Source organism: Paenibacillus sp. BC26, from assembly GCF_900116125.1.
Taxonomy (GTDB): Bacteria; Bacillota; Bacilli; order Paenibacillales; family Paenibacillaceae; genus Paenibacillus_Z; species Paenibacillus_Z lignilyticus.
In genome coordinates, this window is record NZ_FPAD01000001.1 from 3435395 (window position 1) to 3453176 (window position 17782).

Genomic DNA, 17782 nt, shown 5'->3' on the forward strand with positions numbered 1-17782 from the left:
TGAAAGAAGCCGGCAGAGATAATCTCTGACCGGCTTCAGATCCATTAGGTTATTGCGTAATAAAGGGGAACAAGGACCAAGTAAGCAGCAGCGGCTATAAATCCAAGCGTAATGGACCAAACGCCAAGACCTCGAGCACCCTGCCTGTAAGCAATGAAACCGACAATGATCGCCGTAGCACCGAGTACTACAGGCCATACCACCCATGACAATGCCGCTAATATAAGCGCCGCCCAGCCTGTTGCACGGCCGGCAGACTTCGTTTCACGAACAGCATCATTCGTGAGATGATTGCTTTCGCGGGTTGGATAGGCATGAATCGCCTGACGCGGTACAGCAATTTCGGCAGACATTTCTTCGTTATAAGCCTTCATGTCAGGATGATACAAAGGATTAGTCGATGAGTCATCATGCGGGCTATGGGAGAAATGCCCTTCTGATTCGCGTTCCATCAAGCCTCACTCCTTCGCTTTAAAGGTATGGCAGCAGGTCGCCGCCTTGTTCGCTGCGGTATCGTGATGCTCACCGCCAAAGCCCTCTTCAGCAAATTCAGATCCGAAATGATTGTTCGCATGACTGTCGATGTCGATTTCAATTTTTGAGGCATTGCACTGATTTCCTTCTTTCCAGAACGAACAGTTGGCAACACTACAGCTTACGCCATTCGGCATAAAAATCACCCCCGGTATCAAGTTGCCCGTACCGGGGGTGTTGTATGCTTTCCTTATTTTTGACCCTGCATACGGCGCTGAGTCATATAGTCGCTCTCATAGTAGGATAGATCATCGCGGAGCTCTTCATAAATTTTCGATACAGTAAGTACGATATCACGAGCGGCACGCACCGGCTTCTTGCGGAAACGGATCGCATCTTGTCCAGTGTACGCGTAACGGCCGTCCTCGGAATAACATTCGTTCTTAGGGTAGAAAAATGCATTTACACATTGATGATAAGCTTCGTAAAGACCCCGCTCTGCAAAATCAATATCGAAATTAGGACGTCTTAGCGCCACACCCAATTTTTCGTAAGCAACTTCGGAGAATACAAGCATGTGTCTCAGGTCTGCCAGCAAACCTTTATAGAATAGCTCGGAATCGCTTCCTTGATCTTCTTCTGTTAGCTGTGGAAGCGCATACTGGTTTAGAAACGTCTCCAAATGGCCGACTGCAAGTTTTAATTTGTCTCTCGTTGATTCGCTAATCGCTTTTACGTTAGTCGAAGGCATTATGGTAGATCCCCTTTCATCATCGCAAACAATACTTAAATCATCAACATCGTACCACAAATAGCAAGCAGATGGTACTCCGAATGCCGAATAGTCCCCGTATATTTTCACCTACCCGACGTCACCCTAAGACAAGCAGCCCTCTTCGGGCTTTCAGCCAAACCAAGCAAGTACAGCATTCAAGGGGGTATTCACCATGACGAGGCGAAAGTGGGTCGGCTGGTTTTGTATTTTGGCAGCTGCCGCTTTGCTCATTCCGCTCACACCTTGGTTCAGTTCGCCAAGTCCCGCCAATAAAGAAAAGAAACCCGAAATGCGTACCATGACCGCGCATCACGAGCGTCAGCTGAAGCTGGCGACGGTCAAGCATGATATGGACGCTACGGCCGTCCTATGCCATGCAGAGTGCGCTAAGAACTTCCAGAAGCTGATGAAGCATGAAGCTTCTGCAACTACGAATGAGCATCATCTCACGCACTTAATGAAGATGCACAAACAGATGATCTACGTCTGGTGGAGACATCAAAGTCACTCCATTACGAAAGGCAGCAAGCCTGGGTTATCCCAGCTTAACGAAGAGATGATGAAAGCGAAGCAGCATGTCGTTTCAGGGAAGGCCTATTCCTCCTCTCCGCTTCAGTTAAACGGACATCGATACATGGTCATCGGTGTGCCTGATACGAAACACAAAGGCGACGGAATTGCCGCAATTCTGCTGCAGGACATCGTGACGAAAGTACAAGGGCATCAGCAGCGCAATCTAAGGCTTGTCCCTTATCCGGCTGAAGGCAAGTACAAAATCGAGTCTGTCAAACCGAATTCAACGGAAGATATTACGGTTAGAACCGGTGAAGACAACGGCAATGCCAGTCACTACCATATGAACGAGGTTGTTGTAAAATTCCGGCAACCGCCGACGGTAGATCAGTTGACCCAGATCCAGAAGGATATTACCGCCCTTTCCATGAAAAAGCTGGGGTACACGTATGTTTTCCGTTCCCGAGTGATGGATGCGGAATCGATGATGCATTATTTCAAAACGAGCTGGCATGTGGTATACGCCGAGCCTCACTATTTATATATGACGAATGCGGCATCGGATATTATCCCTAACGATGCGCTTTATTCGGAATATCAATGGAATCTGCCTGTCATCGAAACCGAGAAAGGCTGGAATGTTTCAAAAGGCAGCAACAACGTCATTATCGCGGTACTGGATACGGGCGTGCAAATGGATCATCCCGATCTGAAAGGCAAGCTTGCGGAAGGCACGAATCTGGTCATCACCGGCACGCCTCCGGATGATGATGTTGGACACGGGACGCATGTCGCGGGGATCATCGCTGCGGCTGTCAATAATGGTGAAGGCGTGGCAGGCATGACCTGGTACAACAAAGTGCTGCCGGTCAAAGTGCTGGACAGCAGCGGCGCGGGCTCTACTTACACGGTCGCGGAGGGCGTCATATGGGCAACTGATCATGGTGCCAAAGTCATTAACATGAGCTTGGGCAACTACGCAGAAGCTCAGTTTCTGCATGATGCGATCAAATATGCCTATGACAAAGGTGTTGTCCTTATTGCGGCAAGCGGCAATGACAATACAGAGCGTCCCGGTTACCCGGCCGCTTACCCTGAGGTGTTCGCGGTAGCTTCTACGAACTCCGACGGAACGCGATCGACGTTCTCCAATTACGGAGATTACATCGATGTTGCCGCACCCGGCTTCAGCATCGCCAGCACCTATCCGGGCAGCCAGTATGCTGCGCTCTCCGGCACTTCGATGGCAAGTCCGCATGTAGCCGCGCTTGCCGGGCTCATTCGGTCGATCAATCCGGATCTGACCAATGTTGAAGTAATGGACATCATGCGTAAGTCTGCCAAGGATCTCGGCAACAAAGGCAAGGATAAATACTTCGGCTACGGTCAAATCGACGTCGTCAATGCATTGAAAGCTGCGCAGCAGTCGAAGGTATCGCTGCAGCAATTCCCGCAGCAGGTTGAACGGCGCTTAGCTCAAATTGCCAGCAAATACGAATAAGGTAACACGAAAAAACCCGCCAGGCATAAGCCTTGCGGGTTTCTTGAGCTATGGAAAGCTTGCCGTAAGCCGGGTTCTGTGCCTCTTGTGGTGTGACGGGAACTACCCTCCCACGTTTGAAGCGACAATCATCTATCTAGGCCGATCATTGCTAATCAGCTCAAGCGACCAACCCGAACGCTCCCCGGGCAGAGGTGCAGCGCGAGGCTGCCGCGTTCTCTCGGTCTTGCTCCAGATGGGGTTTACCAGCCCCATTGTCACCAATGGCGCTCGTGGTCTCTTACACCACGGTTCCACCCTTACCTGTACCGGATTTGCATCCGGCCATCGGCGGTCCATTTCTGTGGCACTATCCTTCGGCTCGCGCCGACTGGACGTTATCCAGCATCTTTGCCCTACGGAGCCCGGACTTTCCTCTCGCGGCAACAAGGCCGCCAGCGATTGTCTGTCAAACTTTCCGTGTACAACACAGTATACGCTGATCGCAGGAAAAGCTCAAGGTCTGAATCATTTCCATGCAGCAATTATATCCGCTTATCCTATAAGAATTGGAACGGCTCTGTCTCCACCTGCGAGGCGATCGCCTCAGTCGCATATTTGCGCTGCTGGAGCTCGCGGCGCAGCCATTCCGCTACACGAGGCTTCATCAGCTTCTCAATATTGTGGCCGGGGTCGATAATCGACAGCCCTGCCATAGCGGCATCATGCGCCGTATGGTAGTCCATATCGCCCGTTACAAGCACGTCAGCGCCGGCAAACAACGCATGGCGCACGTATCTGGCACCGGAGCCGCCCAGCACCGCCACTTTGCGTACATCGCGATCCAGATCGCCAACGACCCGCAGAGCCGGAACCTCGAATACGGCTTTCGCCCGTTCAGCCAGCTCGCGAAGCTTCACGGCAGCCGGCAGCTTGCCGACGCGGCCAAGTCCGAACACGCGGCCTTTCATATCGACAGGATACAAATCATAAGCGACTTCCTCGTAAGGATGAGCCTTCAGCATCGCTTGTACGACTTTCCGGTGCACGCTGGCAGGAACAATCGTTTCCACGCGGATTTCCTGTACGCGCTCAAGCTTGCCTTTCTCGCCGATAAACGGTTCCGCGGTATCGCCCGGCAGGAAAGTGCCTACGCCTTCGATATTAAAGCTGCACTGGCTATAGCCGCCGATTTCTCCTGCGCCGGCATTCCATATGGCTTGAAGCACTTGCTCGTGATGCGTCTTCGGAACAAATACAACCAGCTTGAACAGTTTATCCGTGTGAACATCTTCAAGCGAAGCGCGGCCTTCGGCCGGCAATCCAAGCAGATCAGCCATCCAGTCATTGATACCGCCGTCCGCTACATCAAGATTGGTATGCGCGATATAAACAGCGATATCGTGCTTGATTAGCTTCTCATACAGCCTGCCTGCAGGAGTCGAAGTATCCAGCTTCGCAAGCGGTCTATAAATGATCGCATGATGGGCGATGATAAGTTCGGCTCCTAATGCAATGGCTTCGTCGACAACCTCGTCGGTGACATCGAGTGCGACGAGCACTTTACTGACTACCTTCTGCAAAGTACCAAGCTGAAGACCGATTTTATCGTTCTCCATCGCGATATGCTTGGGAGCCAGCTGCTCGATTAACTGGATGACGGTTTGGCCGTTTGCAAACATGACAGCACCTCCTCAATCCCCTTTATTTCGCCGCGCAGCTGCGCTTCCTTCTCACGCGATTCCGCTAGATCAGACTGTCCCAACTGACGGCATATCCGATCGAGCTTGCCTTGTTCATGCTGCCATTTGTTGTGCAGCCAATCGCTCGGCTGTCGCAGCAAGTAGGGACCCATCCGATATAACCATTCACGCTTAGCGATCTCTGTCATGGACTGAATTTCCAAGAACGAAGGATTATAAACGCCTTCATTCGTGATCGCAGCCGGGCTATGTTGTTCATGCAGCGCATGCAGCACTTCATAGATGCGTCCGTCCTCTTCCAGGATCTTTTCTTCCTGAAGGACATACCCGTGCTGCACAAGCCACTTCCGGACGATCTCTTCGCCAACATTCGGCTGCAGCACAAGCTCACGAACGCCTTCAAGCTTGCCCGTCAGTCGTCCGGCTTCCAAGATGTCGGCCATTAAGCTGCCGCCCATGCCGGCAATAGTGACGGTGTCAGCTTCGCCCGGAGCAAGAACGGCTAATCCGTCACCTTGCCGAACCTCAATTTTCTTCGTCAGCCCCGCCTCCGCTACCTGTCTCTTAGCAGCTTGAAACGGTCCTGTATTCAATTCTCCCGCTATAGCGGACGGACATTTACCGCTTTGCAGTAAGTACACCGGCAGCAGCGCATGGTCGGAACCAATATCTGCAATGCGCGCTTGTGCCGAGACCAGATCAGCAATTTGCTGTAAACGTTTAGACAACTTTATCATCTCATGCAACCCACGCAATCCATTGTTTTCGAAGGGAGAACAGCAGTACTCCCCCCGCCATAATTTTGACCATTAATTGAAGCTGTAAACCAAACTCCGCATCTGCGAATACCGCAGCATACAACTCAGGCATGAACCAGACGAGCGCGCCGGCAACAAACAGAATCGATGCCACAGGTCTTGACCAACGGTGGAAGAACCAGCTGCACCAGCCGAATACGAACGAAGCCGGCAGCCAGTACAGCTGGATTTCGAACCATTTTGGCGATTCCGTATTATTAGACAATAACCAAGCATATACGAGGAATGATGCCATCCAACCGCATAGATGAAGCAGCGGAATGCGAACTCCGATGCCAAATGCAATCCAGAATAACGAACAGAAAGCAAGAAGTCCGGCTTTCCATCCCCATGCTTCAAGCGTATGTAGCTGGAGCATATATAATCCGGCACCTAACATCAGCAGCATGCCGGTACCGATTAATCCAATTCCCACAGACTCGTTTTTGGCACGATATCGCTGCCCAATGAACAGCAGGATATAGACGCCGGTAATCGACAGCGCAATTTGCAATAAGGGATGAAAAACAGTAAAATAAAGAAAAACAAAACAGATCAAGGAAAAAATACCAAATGTAAGGAGCCATTGTTTAACGGATGCTCCTTTCACTACAACCGCTGCTCGACCCGCAAAGGTCGTCGGAGCACGCTTTTCTCCTTCTTCCAAATATAAGTTGAGCAGAAAATCACAATATTGCTCGGGAAGCAGTTTACTGCGCTGCCAATGCTCGATCTCTCTTACGATAGTCTTGCGGCGCTCTTGATCCATAACGTCACAGTGATTCCTCTCCTGGTGGATTCTTAGAAGTGACACGTATCCATTTCACAAGGTGGAAAAAAGACCTTGCTGCTTCAAGCAGAAAGGTCCCGGTTGTTATTCAAGAAAATCCTTTAAACGTTTGCTTCGCGATGGATGACGAAGCTTGCGGAGTGCTTTAGCTTCGATCTGACGAATCCGCTCACGCGTAACGCCGAATACTTTGCCTACTTCCTCCAGCGTACGTGTACGACCGTCATCAAGTCCGAAACGCAATCTCAGTACGTTCTCTTCACGCTCCGTCAGCGTATCCAGCACGTCCTCCAGCTGTTCCTTCAGCAGCTCGTATGCGGCAGCATCTGCCGGCGCGAGTGCCTCTTGATCCTCGATGAAGTCGCCCAGATGCGAATCGTCTTCTTCCCCGATCGGTGTTTCAAGCGATACCGGCTCCTGTGCGATCTTCATGATTTCACGCACTTTCTCGGTGCTCAAATCCATTTCAGCCGCAATTTCTTCCGGGCTTGGCTCACGTCCAAGTTCCTGCAGCAATTGACGGGAAACCCGAACCAGTTTGTTGATCGTTTCGACCATATGGACCGGAATCCGGATTGTACGTGCTTGGTCTGCAATCGCGCGTGTAATCGCTTGTCTGATCCACCAAGTAGCATAAGTACTGAACTTGTAGCCCTTCGTATGGTCAAACTTCTCAACCGCTTTAATTAGACCCATGTTGCCTTCTTGAATGAGATCCAGAAACAGCATGCCGCGTCCAACATAACGTTTGGCGATACTGACCACGAGTCTGAGGTTCGCTTCGGCTAGTCTGCGCTTCGCTTCTTCGTCCCCATTCTCAATCCGCTTGGCGAGCTCGACTTCATCATCTGCCGATAGCAGCGGTACACGTCCGATTTCTTTCAAGTACATGCGAACCGGATCGTTGATTTTGATGCCGGGCGGGAGCGCCAGATCATCATCGAAGTTGAAGTCGTCATGCTCACGCTCTTGATCGTCCCGATTACTTATCGGAAGATCCTCGTCGTTCTCATTTACCACTTCAATGCCGATATCATCGAGCTGCTCGAAAAACTCATCGATTTGTTCCGGATCCTGATCGAAAGGTGAGAGCTTCTCCATAATCTCTTTGTACGTTAAGGAGGATCTTTTCTTCCCATGTTCAATCAGCTGTTCCTTGACGAGTTCCAGCTTCTGTTCCGTATCCAATTCAGTATGTTGATCATTCGCCATAATCCGACTCCCTCCTCCCTAGAAACGATCATCCTGCCGACCTTTTAGCTGTCTCTCTAGGGCATTCATCTCAATTGCAATTTGTGCTGCTTTCAACATGTCTCCGGAACGTTCCGCGCGCACCATAGCTTCCTTCATCTGTTCGATTTCCCGAAACTTTGGCATCTTCAAAATTTCATTCACATAATCGGCGAGCATATGCTCGTCGAATGGAATGTCATCGTCCGTCATCAATATAGAAGCAGCTGTCCGTTCAAGCCGGCTATCTTGGAGCGAAGCGATAAACCGACTAACATCCGGATCATGTCCTTGCGCATAATAAGCATATAAGTAAGCAGCAAGCGCTGCGTGATCCTCTACATTAAAAGCCTCTCCGAGCTTCTGATGCACCGTGTTTGCTGTGTCAGCATCCTGCAGCATCTGCGCAAGCAGCTTGCGTTCAGCGACCTGATAAGCAGGCAAAACAGGCGGTGCAGAGGACGTACGACGGTTCTCGCGGTTTTCATTCCTACCATTATTCCACGAATTGTCGTTATTATCCCTTTGCGGTTTCATTTTTTGCAGCTGCTGCCGTCGATCAAAGCAGTCCTGCTTCAATGAATCCAGAGACATATCGAACTCACGGGACAGCTCTTTCAGATAAAATTCCCGCTCTGTCGGAGAATCAAGCACGGCAATGATGCCGACCGCTTCGAGCAGGTAATTTTTCTGTCCCTCTTCTTCTAGGAGTATATGGTTTTTCTTAGCATATAGTAGTCTAAATTTCGTTGCGGACACCGGATGTTCGATCGTTTCTCGCATGAACGCATCCGCTCCATGCTTCTCAATGTACTCATCCGGATCCATTCCTCTGGGCAGCATTGCAACCTGAACGCGCAACCCCACTCGCTCCAATAGCGGGATCGTCTTCAGCGCCGCAGCTTGTCCAGCATTATCGCCATCATAACAGAGCACCGCCTCTTCAACATTGCGCTGCAATATCGAGGCATGCTCTTCCGTCAGTGCCGTACCCATAGAGGCTACGCCGTTATGGACACCTGCACTCCATGCCTTGATAACATCCATATAACCTTCAAACAGAACAATTCGGCGGCTCTTGCGCATAGCTGTCCGGGCATGATGAAAGTTATACAGATTGCGGCTCTTGTTAAACAGCATTGTCTCCGGTGAATTCAAATATTTCGGTTGACCTTCACCGAGCATTCTGCCTGCCAAAGCGATAACCTTGCCGTCGCGGTTCCAAATCGGAAACATGATACGATCACGAAACCGGTCAATGTAGCCGCTCTTGTCCTGCTTGGCAATAAGCAGTCCGCCTTTCTCCATCAGCGCGAGATTGTATTCTCGCTTCTCGAGAAAACGCGTGAGTGTGTCCCATTCCGGAGGCGCATACCCAATCATAAAATGATCGATTTGCTTATCCGTAACCCCACGATTGCGTAAATATTGCAGTGCAGTCTGTCCATGCGTCGTATTCATTAATAAATAATGATACAACTTTACGGACAGCTCGTGCGCCTCGATCAGAGTATCGCGATCTCCCCCATCAGCGGATTGTTGACGTTCCTGCGACCCTGACCAGGTGATGGGAATATTCGCTTCCTCTGCCATTATGCGAATGGCTTCCGGGAACGAATATTCCTCGATCTCCTCAATAAACTTAATGGCGTTGCCGCCCTTACCGCACCCGTAGCAGTAAAAAATACCCTTCTCCGGGGTGACGGTAAAAGACGGGGACTTCTCTGAATGAAACGGGCAAAGCCCCTTCATGTATTTCCCGTGCTTCGAGAGGTGAACGTACTTTCCGACCGTTTCTACAATATCGTGATGCTTAAGCACCGCTTCAATAACAGAATCCGGTATTTTCTCGTAAGCCATACACCTTCACCTTCATCCTAAATGACAAGTAATACTATTCGCTACGGCTTGGCATTCTCCTGCCGAGTTTGCAAAACTTTTGTCAGGTTTTGCAGAAAATACGCACGATCCTCGTTAGACATCGCCTTTGGCCCTTTCGTTCTTCCGCCGCTTCGACGCCTCTTCGCCAGTTCATGCCTGCGCTCCATTAAGTAATCAATGTTGCTGTCATCATATTGTTGTCCGCGCGGAGATAGTGCAATCGCGCCCCTCGACAATACAATGGTAGCCAATCCAAAATCCTGAGTAACGACGATATCGCCGCGCCGAATATGGTTGACGATATACAAATCGACAGACTGATCGCTTCGATCGACCTGCATAATGGCAACACCCGCTTCTTCTTGGAGCCGATGATCATGGGAAGCCACCATCAGAACAGGAACTGCGAATTTTCGCGCCACTTCGACAATTTCACGCTTAACCGGACAAGCATCAGCATCTACTACAATCGTTGGTATGGCTGTCATTCGTTGCATCACCGCATCTTCTTGTAACTACCGTACTATTATATACGGCAAATAAGCAAAAAATCCTGCACCGATCTTGCATCAATTGGATTCAATGTACTCCAAAATCAGACTCGCTGTTTCTTCGACAGCGCGATGGGAGACATCAATGACCAGACAACCGATTCGATCCGTGATTTGCGCCGCGTATTTCAGCTCACGCTCGATCCGGGCTGTTGTTGCATATGCAGCACTGTCAGGTAAACCCAATGCTTTCAAGCGTTCTTTGCGAATACCGTTCAAGTAATTGATATCGATCGTAAGGCCTACTACTTTTTCTTTCGGAATTTGGAACAATTCATCAGGCGGGTCGAGCTCCGGCATGAGCGGAACATTAGCGACCTTGAACTGTTTATGGGCCAAATACATCGAAAGCGGGGTCTTAGATGTACGTGAGACGCCGACGAGCACGATGTCCGCCTTCAGAATGCCTGTTGTATCGCGCATATCATCGTACTTGACGGCAAATTCAACAGCTTCCACCTTGCGGAAATAGTCCTCATCAAGCACATGATTGAGTCCGGGCTCTTGCCGCGATTTGCGGTTTGTTTTGTCTTCGAGACTCGTAATTAACGAACCCAGCAAGTCAATGGCGATGACCTCGTGAATGCGGGCAAACTCCACCATTCGGTCACGCAGCCCCGGAAGCACGAGTGTGTACAGCATAATGGCACTGTGCTCCTTGGCTTGCAGGACGAACCGCTCGAGCGACGCTTCATCATGGACGAACGGCGCTCTGCGGATATCGGCGTTGATGGGATGAAATTGGGCTATCGCAGCCCGGACGACCAGCTCGCCGGTATCACCGGCGGAATCGGAAACGACGTAAATAATCACTTCAGGCTGCGAATCAGTTGCCATCTCTTCCCCTCCTGTGTCTTTTCCCGCGGAAAAGCACTACCAAACAAGCTTCGAGAAATCCGCTACTTTCACGACACTGCTTGCAATGGCAGACAGTGTAGCAAGACGGTTAGCCCGAACAGCTTCGTCCTCAGCCATTACCATGACTTTATCGAAGTATACATTGATCGGCGTCTTCAGGCTGGCAAGTTTAGCAATTGCTTCTGCTGCACGTCCTTCTTCCACCTGAATATTCACGTCGTCACGAACCTCCGACCAAGCACGATACAAGGCGCCTTCCGCTTCGTCTGCGAACAAGCTTTCACTTACTTGCTTAGACGTTGCTTTGGCTGCAAGGTTGCAAACCCGGTTAAGCGAATCCACAACGGCTTTAAACTCGTCGCGGCGATCTCCCGCAGCAACAGCCATCACAGCAGCCGCACGGTCAACCGTCTGACGCAAATCATTGTAGCCAACGGCCATAACGGCGTCGACTACGTCGTACCGAACACTTTGCTCCGACAGCACGTTTTTCACGCGAAGGGAGAAAAACTCATACAAGTCTTTACGTATTTCGGCCGCATCACGTTTCAATGAACGCGCGGCATGAACTTCAAGCGATAGATCGAACAACGTGCTTAGCGGCAGCTTCAGGCCGTGAGCAAGCACGATTTGAACGATACCGGCAGCTTGACGGCGCAGCGCATACGGATCTTGCGAACCCGTTGGCAGAATGCCAATGGAGAAACAGCCGACGATGGTATCGATTTTGTCTGCAAGGCTAACCAATGCCCCTACCAAGGAAGCAGGTGCTCTGTCGCCGGCAAAACGCGGCTGATAGTGCTCGTTAATCGCTTTTGCGACCGACTCGCTCTCTCCGGCTTTACGCGCATAATCCTCGCCCATGATGCCTTGAAGCTCGGGGAATTCGTAGACCATTTGCGTAACCAAGTCGAATTTGCAAATCGCCGCAGTGCGAGCCGCATCAGTCGCGGTTTGAGCATCCGTGCTCAGTGCCTGCGACAGCTTCTCGGTAGTCGCTACGATGCGAGCGACTTTATCCGCAACTGTGCCAAGCTCCTCATGGTAAACAATCGAGGTAAGCTTCTCAAGCGCATCGGAGATCGCAAGCTTCTGATCTTCCGCATAGAAGAACTTCGCATCCGACAGACGTGCGCGCAGTACCTTCTCATTGCCTTTCGCAACGGATTCGATCGATGTGCGATCGCCGTTACGAACCGTTACAAAGAACGGCAGCAGTTTGCCGTTGTCGTCCAGCACCGGGAAATAACGTTGATGCTCGCGCATCGAAGTAATCAGCACTTCTTGTGGAATGTTTAAGAACGACTCGTCAAACGTGCCGAACAAGACGTTCGGATATTCAACGAGGAATACGACTTCCTCAAGCAGATCTTCTTTAATGGCAATTTGCCAGCCCTTCTCGGCAGCAAGCGCATTGATCTGGGAAACGATAAGCGTTTCACGCTCAGCAGTATCCACGATAACCTGCTGCTCTCTCAGACGCTCTACATATTGCGAAGGCTCAGCAATAACGGTTTCGCTGCCCAAGAAACGGTGGCCGCGAGTTGTTCTGCCGCTTTGTACGGCTGTAATTTCAATCGGAACAATCTCCTCGCCGAATAATGCTACCAGCCAGCGGATCGGACGCACGAAACGAAGATCATAGTTGCCCCAGCGCATGTTCTTCGGGAATGACATCGAGGTGATAAGCGAAACCAAGCCTTCCGGGAGCACATCGCTCGTTACCGTTCCGATGCTGCTCTTGTTAGCGTAGATATACTCTACTCCCGCGAGCTCCTTGAAGAAGAAATCCTCAGGTGCAACGCCTTGGCTGCGGGCGAAGCCGAGTGCGGCTTTGCTCCATTCGCCTTGCTCGTTCAATGCGATTTTGCGGGAAGGACCTTTCACTTCCTCACTCACGTCCGCCTGCTTCTCTTCCACATCGCGAACGAGAACGGTAAGGCGGCGCGGAGTCGCATAAGCTTCTACTGCACCATGACCGATACGGGACGTCTCCAGCCACTTGGCCATCTTTTCTTTCAATTGATTCATGGCACCGCGCACGAAACGCGCCGGTACCTCTTCCAGTCCGATCTCAAGCAACAGGTCTTTAGCCATTATCGATCACTCCTTTCTTCAACATCGGGAATCCAAGGCGTTCGCGTTCTTCCAAATAAGTCGCCGCGCATGCACGTGCCAGGTTACGAACGCGCATAATGTAGCCCGTACGCTCGGTTACGCTGATGGCCCCTCTTGCATCAAGCAGGTTGAACGTATGCGAGCATTTAAGCACGTAATCGTATGCTGGGAACACAAGCTTATGCTCCATCGTTTTCTTTGCTTCTTCCTCATACATGTTGAACAGCGAGAAGAGCATCGCCGTGTCGGACGTTTCAAACGTATATTTCGAATGCTCGAATTCAGGCTGCAGGAATACATCGCCATAGGTGACGCCGTCTACCCACTCCAGATCGAACACATTTTCTTTCTCTTGAATGTAAGAAGCCAGACGTTCCATCCCGTACGTAATTTCAACGGCTACCGGATTCGCATCAATACCGCCGACTTGTTGGAAATATGTGAACTGCGTAATTTCCATCCCGTTCAGCCAAACTTCCCAGCCTAGACCCCATGCGCCGAGTGTTGGCGATTCCCAGTTGTCTTCAACAAAACGAATATCGTGGTGCAGCGGATCCACGCCAAGGCGCTTCAAGCTTTCCAGATACAGCTCTTGAATATTGTCAGGGGATGGCTTAAGGATAACTTGGAACTGATGATGCTGATAAAGACGGTTTGGGTTCTCGCCATAACGGCCGTCTGCCGGTCTTCTGGACGGTTCCACATACGCAACGTTCCATGGCTCGGGGCCGATTGAACGAAGGAATGTCATCGGGTTCATCGTGCCTGCACCCTTCTCAGTGTCATACGGCTGAACGAGAATGCAATTTTGCTCCGCCCAGAACTGCTGCAGCGTCAAAATCATGTTTTGAAAGTTCATGTCATTCATCTCCTATCAATTTGTTTGCCATGCGCGGCGTCTGAACGAAACGTATGTAAAGGCATATAAAAAAGCCTTCGCCTCTACGTCTGATGTCAGACATAGGGACGAAAGCTATTACGCTCCCGCGGTTCCACCCTACTTGGCCTTCAAGCGCGAATCCGCCTGGATGCTTGAAAACCCTCTTTTCTAAGCTTGCATAAACTCCGGAGTGCCTTTCATCGCGAACGTCCGACCGGGCTTCCACTATCCCCGGCTCGCTAAATCTGACGACTGTACGTGACTACTTTCTCCATCATCGTTCATATTTCATAATATCCTATCTTAGCAATTCTAACCACCCGTGTCAACGAGAAGCTTTATTCACCTACAGCGGCACAGCATCACTGCCATTCGAACGGCCGCTGAGCTTGACATCTTCACGGAATGCTTCTTCAAACAACAGCTTCTTGCGATGCTTGCGCCACCTGAAATAACATAACGCACCACGCAAATACTCGTCACTGATCATCCCGATATAAATTCCGTACAGTCCCCAGTGCATCGGGATCGCAAGCACATAGGAAACGCCAACCGCGATGATCCACATGCTCGGTAAAGAGTATGTCATGACCGTTCGGCTGTCGCCTACCGCTCCGAGTGACTGACCAAGCGCCATATTCAGCATTTTGCCGGGCTGCAGCGCCAAGTTGAGCCATAGTAGAGAAACGGCCATATCGATGATCCACGGATCCTTAGTAAACGTGGAGATAATCGAGGTTCGGAACAGTAACAGAACTGCTGTATTCGCAAGTACGACGATTACCCCGAAACCTAAAGCCCGATATGCACTATAGTATGCTTGCCTTAGTTTCTTCGCCCCATACAAATGCGCGATTTGAATTTGGGCAGCGAGCGCGAGCGACCAGCCGAAAGTAAATGCGAATGACTCCATCGTGTTCATATAGGTACGTGTCGCCAGCGGCTGTTCGCCCATGGAAGCAATCATGCTGAAAATAACAACCTGCGAGAATGTCCATGAAGCGCCATTCACGCTGATTGGCCATCCGATCTTCAGCACCTCTTTAAGCAGCTTCGCGTGAAAGCGGCCAAACTCGCGGACCGACACCGGTGCTCCGAAGGCATGCCGGAACAAATGCTGCTGGAAGAAGAAAGCCACGGTTCGGCTAATAACGGTGGAAATACCTACTCCCATCAGCCCAAGCTCAGGCAGGCCGAATGCCCCGAAAATAAACGCATAGTTCAGCACGACATGCAAGATGTTCATGCCTAGCGCAATATACATGGGAGAACGGGTATTTCCGGTATTTCGAACTGCCGTGCTCATGGACAAATTCAGCGCCGTGATGACCATGCCGCCGCCGACGATTGACATGTATGTATGCGATAGATCCTTCAAGTCGTCCGGGACATGCAGTGCCGTTGTAAATAAAGGAGTTCCATAAATAAGCAAAACGCTAATGATAATGCCTAGTATTACGGTGATGGAAACTGACATAATGCCGATTCGGCGCGCTTCGTCCGGTTTGCCTCCGCCCAGCTTCTGGGCAATAAGAATGCCGGCCCCGCTCGTCACGAGTGTGAATAAAATAATGACTGCGTTAAAGAACATATTCGAGATCCCGACAACCGCGACGGCATCATCCGAAATTCGGCTCACCATGAGGGTGTCGGCTGTTCCCAGCATAAACTGCAGCATCATCTCAATCATGATCGGCCATGTCAGCGACCAAATTCTCGGTGTCGACTGCGCAGCCATAGCGAAACGATTCCTCCTGCCTAATTAAAGCGAATAACGATCCATCTGATCCAAAAAAGAGCGAGATTTCAGCTGCAAGCCAATATGCGTATCCATTAAAGAACGCATAATGTGCTTTAATTGCTGTTTGGTCTCGTCCTTTACTTGAATGTTGCCAAGTCTGCGCATATCGAGCTGCCAGAATAACCGCAGCAGCTTAAGCGCGCCTTCGCTAAGCTCGATCGCGGAAGGATCTTTGTAGCGGCATCTTCCGCAAATGATACCTCCGCCTCTTACACTGAGCGCCATAGGGCCATTCTCATTGCCGCATGAAATACATGCACTGAGGTCCGGAGCATAACCGGCCGCCGCAAGAATTTTCATTTCGAAGAGCTGAATCGTAATGAGAAGATCCTTCCCCTCACTGATTGCGGTCAAGCAAGCCTTCAGCTGCTCAAACATGAATGAGCCCAAGTCCTCTTCCTGGAGCGCGCGATCTACTAATTCCACGGCATAAGAAGAATAGGCCGTTTTATCCAGCTGTTCACGCAAAACATGGTGAGATTCAATAATCTCACCATGCGTTAACGTACCCAGACCGCTGTTTCGGAAGAATAGATATTCGCCATACGTAAATAATTGCGCGAGCGATCCATGCCTGCTCTTCAGTTTTTTGGCGCCACGCACGACAATTCCGATTTTGCCGTGCGTATTCGTCAGAATCGTGACTATTTTGTTACCTTCCCCGTAATCCATGCTCCGGATGACAATGCCTTCGACTCGGTACTGCATATCGTTTCTCCCCTAACCTGCGCGTCCTAAACGGAATTGTCCGTTTCGGCCACTGGCTCTCCCTCTTCCTCGCTGCTGACAGCTTCCGTAGAACCTGCCTGCTCGTCCATCTCCCTGTAAAGCATGAAAGCTTCCACATCCCCGGTCAGCGTAAAATACTTCCACGAAAAGTCTCGCATTCGTATTCATCCTTTCCGCGCTCAGAAATGTTGCTCACGGATTAGGATGCGATGAAGATGATGCCGCTATGCCAGACAAATATCGGACAATTTCCCGGAGAAAGGAAATTCGTTAGTCATTTCTAAAACCAAGATCCTTCAGCACTCGTTCTTGGTTACGCCAATCCTTCTTCACCTTGACCCACAGCTCCAGAAAGACGCGGGAGCCGAGCAACGTTTCGATATCTCGGCGTGCTTCCTTACCAACCTGCTTGAGCAGCGCACCTTGCTTGCCGATGACGATCCCCTTCTGGGAATCGCGCTCCACATAGATAACAGCTCCGATGTTTACGACGCCGTTCTCTTGCACCTTCATATTCTCAATCGCAACGGCGATGGAATGCGGCACCTCTTCGCGCGTCAGATGAAGAATCTTCTCGCGGATAAGCTCCGCACAAACGAATTGCTCCGGGTGATCCGTAATTTGGTCGGCCGGATAATACTGCGGGCCTTCCGGCAAGTAACTGCTGAGCACTTTCAGAAGCGTATTTACATTGCTGCCTTGCAAAGCGGAGATCGGAATAATTTCCGCAAAATCATACAAGTCTTTATATTGCACAATAAGCGGCAGCAGCGCTTCCGGCTCGATTTTGTCAATCTTGTTCATGATGAGGAAGACCGGCGTCTTCACTTTCTTAAGCGCTTCGATGATGAAGCGGTCTCCTCCCCCAAGTCCCTCGGAAGCATCGATGAGGAATAGGGCTGCATCCACCTCGCCAAGCGTGCCAACTGCGGACTTCACCATGAAGTCTCCCAGTTTGGATGTCGGTTTGTGGATACCCGGCGTATCAAGAAATACAATTTGGGAATTGTCCTTCGTGTAGACACCGTGAATTTTGTTCCGCGTTGTTTGCGGCTTATCTGACATGATGGCGATTTTCTGCCCGATGACCTCGTTGATTAGAGTCGACTTGCCGACGTTAGGTCTGCCAATAATGGCGACAAACCCGGAATGGTATTTCTCCTTGGACCCTTTGGATCCTGACGATGATGAATTCATAAGCT

General features: G+C 50.6%; 17 protein-coding genes and 1 other RNA gene. 1 reads left to right on the forward strand and 17 read right to left on the reverse strand.

The features are described from left to right. Positions 1-44 precede the first annotated feature (44 nt). The 3 genes from BM412_RS15550 to BM412_RS15560 are packed head-to-tail and all read right to left on the reverse strand — an operon-like array spanning position 45 to position 1225. Complete coding sequence (locus BM412_RS15550; protein ID WP_091219607.1) at positions 45-452, reverse strand: DUF4190 domain-containing protein; 408 nt, start codon at positions 450-452, stop codon at positions 45-47. Positions 453-458: 6 nt separating this feature from the next. Beyond that, a complete protein-coding gene (locus tag BM412_RS15555) occupies positions 459-671 on the reverse strand; it encodes a DUF1540 domain-containing protein (RefSeq protein ID WP_091219609.1) in 213 nt (70 codons plus the stop codon). A 53-nt stretch (positions 672-724) separates the two neighbouring features. Then, on the reverse strand, positions 725-1225 hold the full coding sequence (locus tag BM412_RS15560; protein ID WP_091219611.1) for a YpuI family protein: 501 nt from the start codon (positions 1223-1225) through the stop codon (positions 725-727). Positions 1226-1421: 196 nt separating this feature from the next. On the opposite strand from BM412_RS15560, the gene BM412_RS15565 reads away from it, so the two are divergent. Beyond that, positions 1422-3263: a S8 family peptidase gene (locus BM412_RS15565; protein WP_091219614.1), complete on the forward strand. Its 1842-nt coding sequence runs from the start codon at positions 1422-1424 to the stop codon at positions 3261-3263. Between the two features lie 50 nt (positions 3264-3313). Here BM412_RS15565 and rnpB read toward each other — a convergent pair. The 14 genes from rnpB to era form a co-directional block, all read right to left on the reverse strand. Then, positions 3314-3720, reverse strand: an RNA gene (gene rnpB, locus BM412_RS15570) — RNase P RNA component class A. Positions 3721-3802: 82 nt separating this feature from the next. Beyond that, entirely contained in the window at positions 3803-4924 is a 1122-nt protein-coding gene (locus tag BM412_RS15575; protein ID WP_091219616.1) for a Nif3-like dinuclear metal center hexameric protein, read from the reverse strand. Continuing rightward, the gene (locus BM412_RS15580) at positions 4891-5682 is read right to left on the reverse strand and encodes a tRNA (adenine(22)-N(1))-methyltransferase (protein WP_091219618.1); all 792 of its coding nucleotides are present in this window, start codon (positions 5680-5682) and stop codon (positions 4891-4893) included. Before BM412_RS15580 ends, BM412_RS15575 begins: the two co-directional genes overlap by 34 nt. A 1-nt stretch (position 5683) precedes the next feature. Beyond that, positions 5684-6511: a hypothetical protein gene (locus tag BM412_RS15585; RefSeq protein WP_091219620.1), complete on the reverse strand. Its 828-nt coding sequence runs from the start codon at positions 6509-6511 to the stop codon at positions 5684-5686. Positions 6512-6616: 105 nt separating this feature from the next. Further along, on the reverse strand, positions 6617-7744 hold the full coding sequence (gene rpoD / locus BM412_RS15590) for an RNA polymerase sigma factor RpoD (protein ID WP_091219623.1): 1128 nt from the start codon (positions 7742-7744) through the stop codon (positions 6617-6619). An 18-nt stretch (positions 7745-7762) separates the two neighbouring features. Further along, positions 7763-9622: a DNA primase gene (gene dnaG / locus BM412_RS15595; RefSeq protein WP_091219626.1), complete on the reverse strand. Its 1860-nt coding sequence runs from the start codon at positions 9620-9622 to the stop codon at positions 7763-7765. Between the two features lie 41 nt (positions 9623-9663). Next, the gene (locus BM412_RS15600) at positions 9664-10131 is read right to left on the reverse strand and encodes a YaiI/YqxD family protein (protein ID WP_091220562.1); all 468 of its coding nucleotides are present in this window, start codon (positions 10129-10131) and stop codon (positions 9664-9666) included. An 81-nt stretch (positions 10132-10212) separates the two neighbouring features. Continuing rightward, positions 10213-11031, reverse strand: a complete 819-nt coding sequence (locus BM412_RS15605; RefSeq protein ID WP_091219629.1) for a pyruvate, water dikinase regulatory protein — start codon at positions 11029-11031, stop codon at positions 10213-10215. A 36-nt stretch (positions 11032-11067) separates the two neighbouring features. Beyond that, on the reverse strand, positions 11068-13149 hold the full coding sequence (glyS, locus tag BM412_RS15610; protein WP_091219631.1) for a glycine--tRNA ligase subunit beta: 2082 nt from the start codon (positions 13147-13149) through the stop codon (positions 11068-11070). Then, positions 13142-14029, reverse strand: a complete 888-nt coding sequence (glyQ, locus tag BM412_RS15615; RefSeq protein WP_091219634.1) for a glycine--tRNA ligase subunit alpha — start codon at positions 14027-14029, stop codon at positions 13142-13144. The genes glyS and glyQ overlap by 8 nt, the downstream gene beginning before the upstream one ends. Before the next feature lie 367 nt (positions 14030-14396). Further along, positions 14397-15788, reverse strand: a complete 1392-nt coding sequence (locus BM412_RS15620; RefSeq protein ID WP_091219635.1) for an MATE family efflux transporter — start codon at positions 15786-15788, stop codon at positions 14397-14399. A 24-nt stretch (positions 15789-15812) separates the two neighbouring features. Continuing rightward, the gene (gene recO, locus BM412_RS15625; RefSeq protein ID WP_091219638.1) at positions 15813-16559 is read right to left on the reverse strand and encodes a DNA repair protein RecO; all 747 of its coding nucleotides are present in this window, start codon (positions 16557-16559) and stop codon (positions 15813-15815) included. Between the two features lie 26 nt (positions 16560-16585). Next, positions 16586-16738 carry a YqzL family protein gene (locus BM412_RS15630; RefSeq protein WP_091219641.1) on the reverse strand — a complete coding sequence of 51 codons (153 nt, stop codon included), beginning with the start codon at positions 16736-16738 and terminating at the stop codon, positions 16586-16588. A 112-nt stretch (positions 16739-16850) separates the two neighbouring features. Beyond that, on the reverse strand, positions 16851-17777 hold the full coding sequence (gene era, locus BM412_RS15635; RefSeq protein ID WP_091219644.1) for a GTPase Era: 927 nt from the start codon (positions 17775-17777) through the stop codon (positions 16851-16853). Positions 17778-17782: the final 5 nt, after the last annotated feature.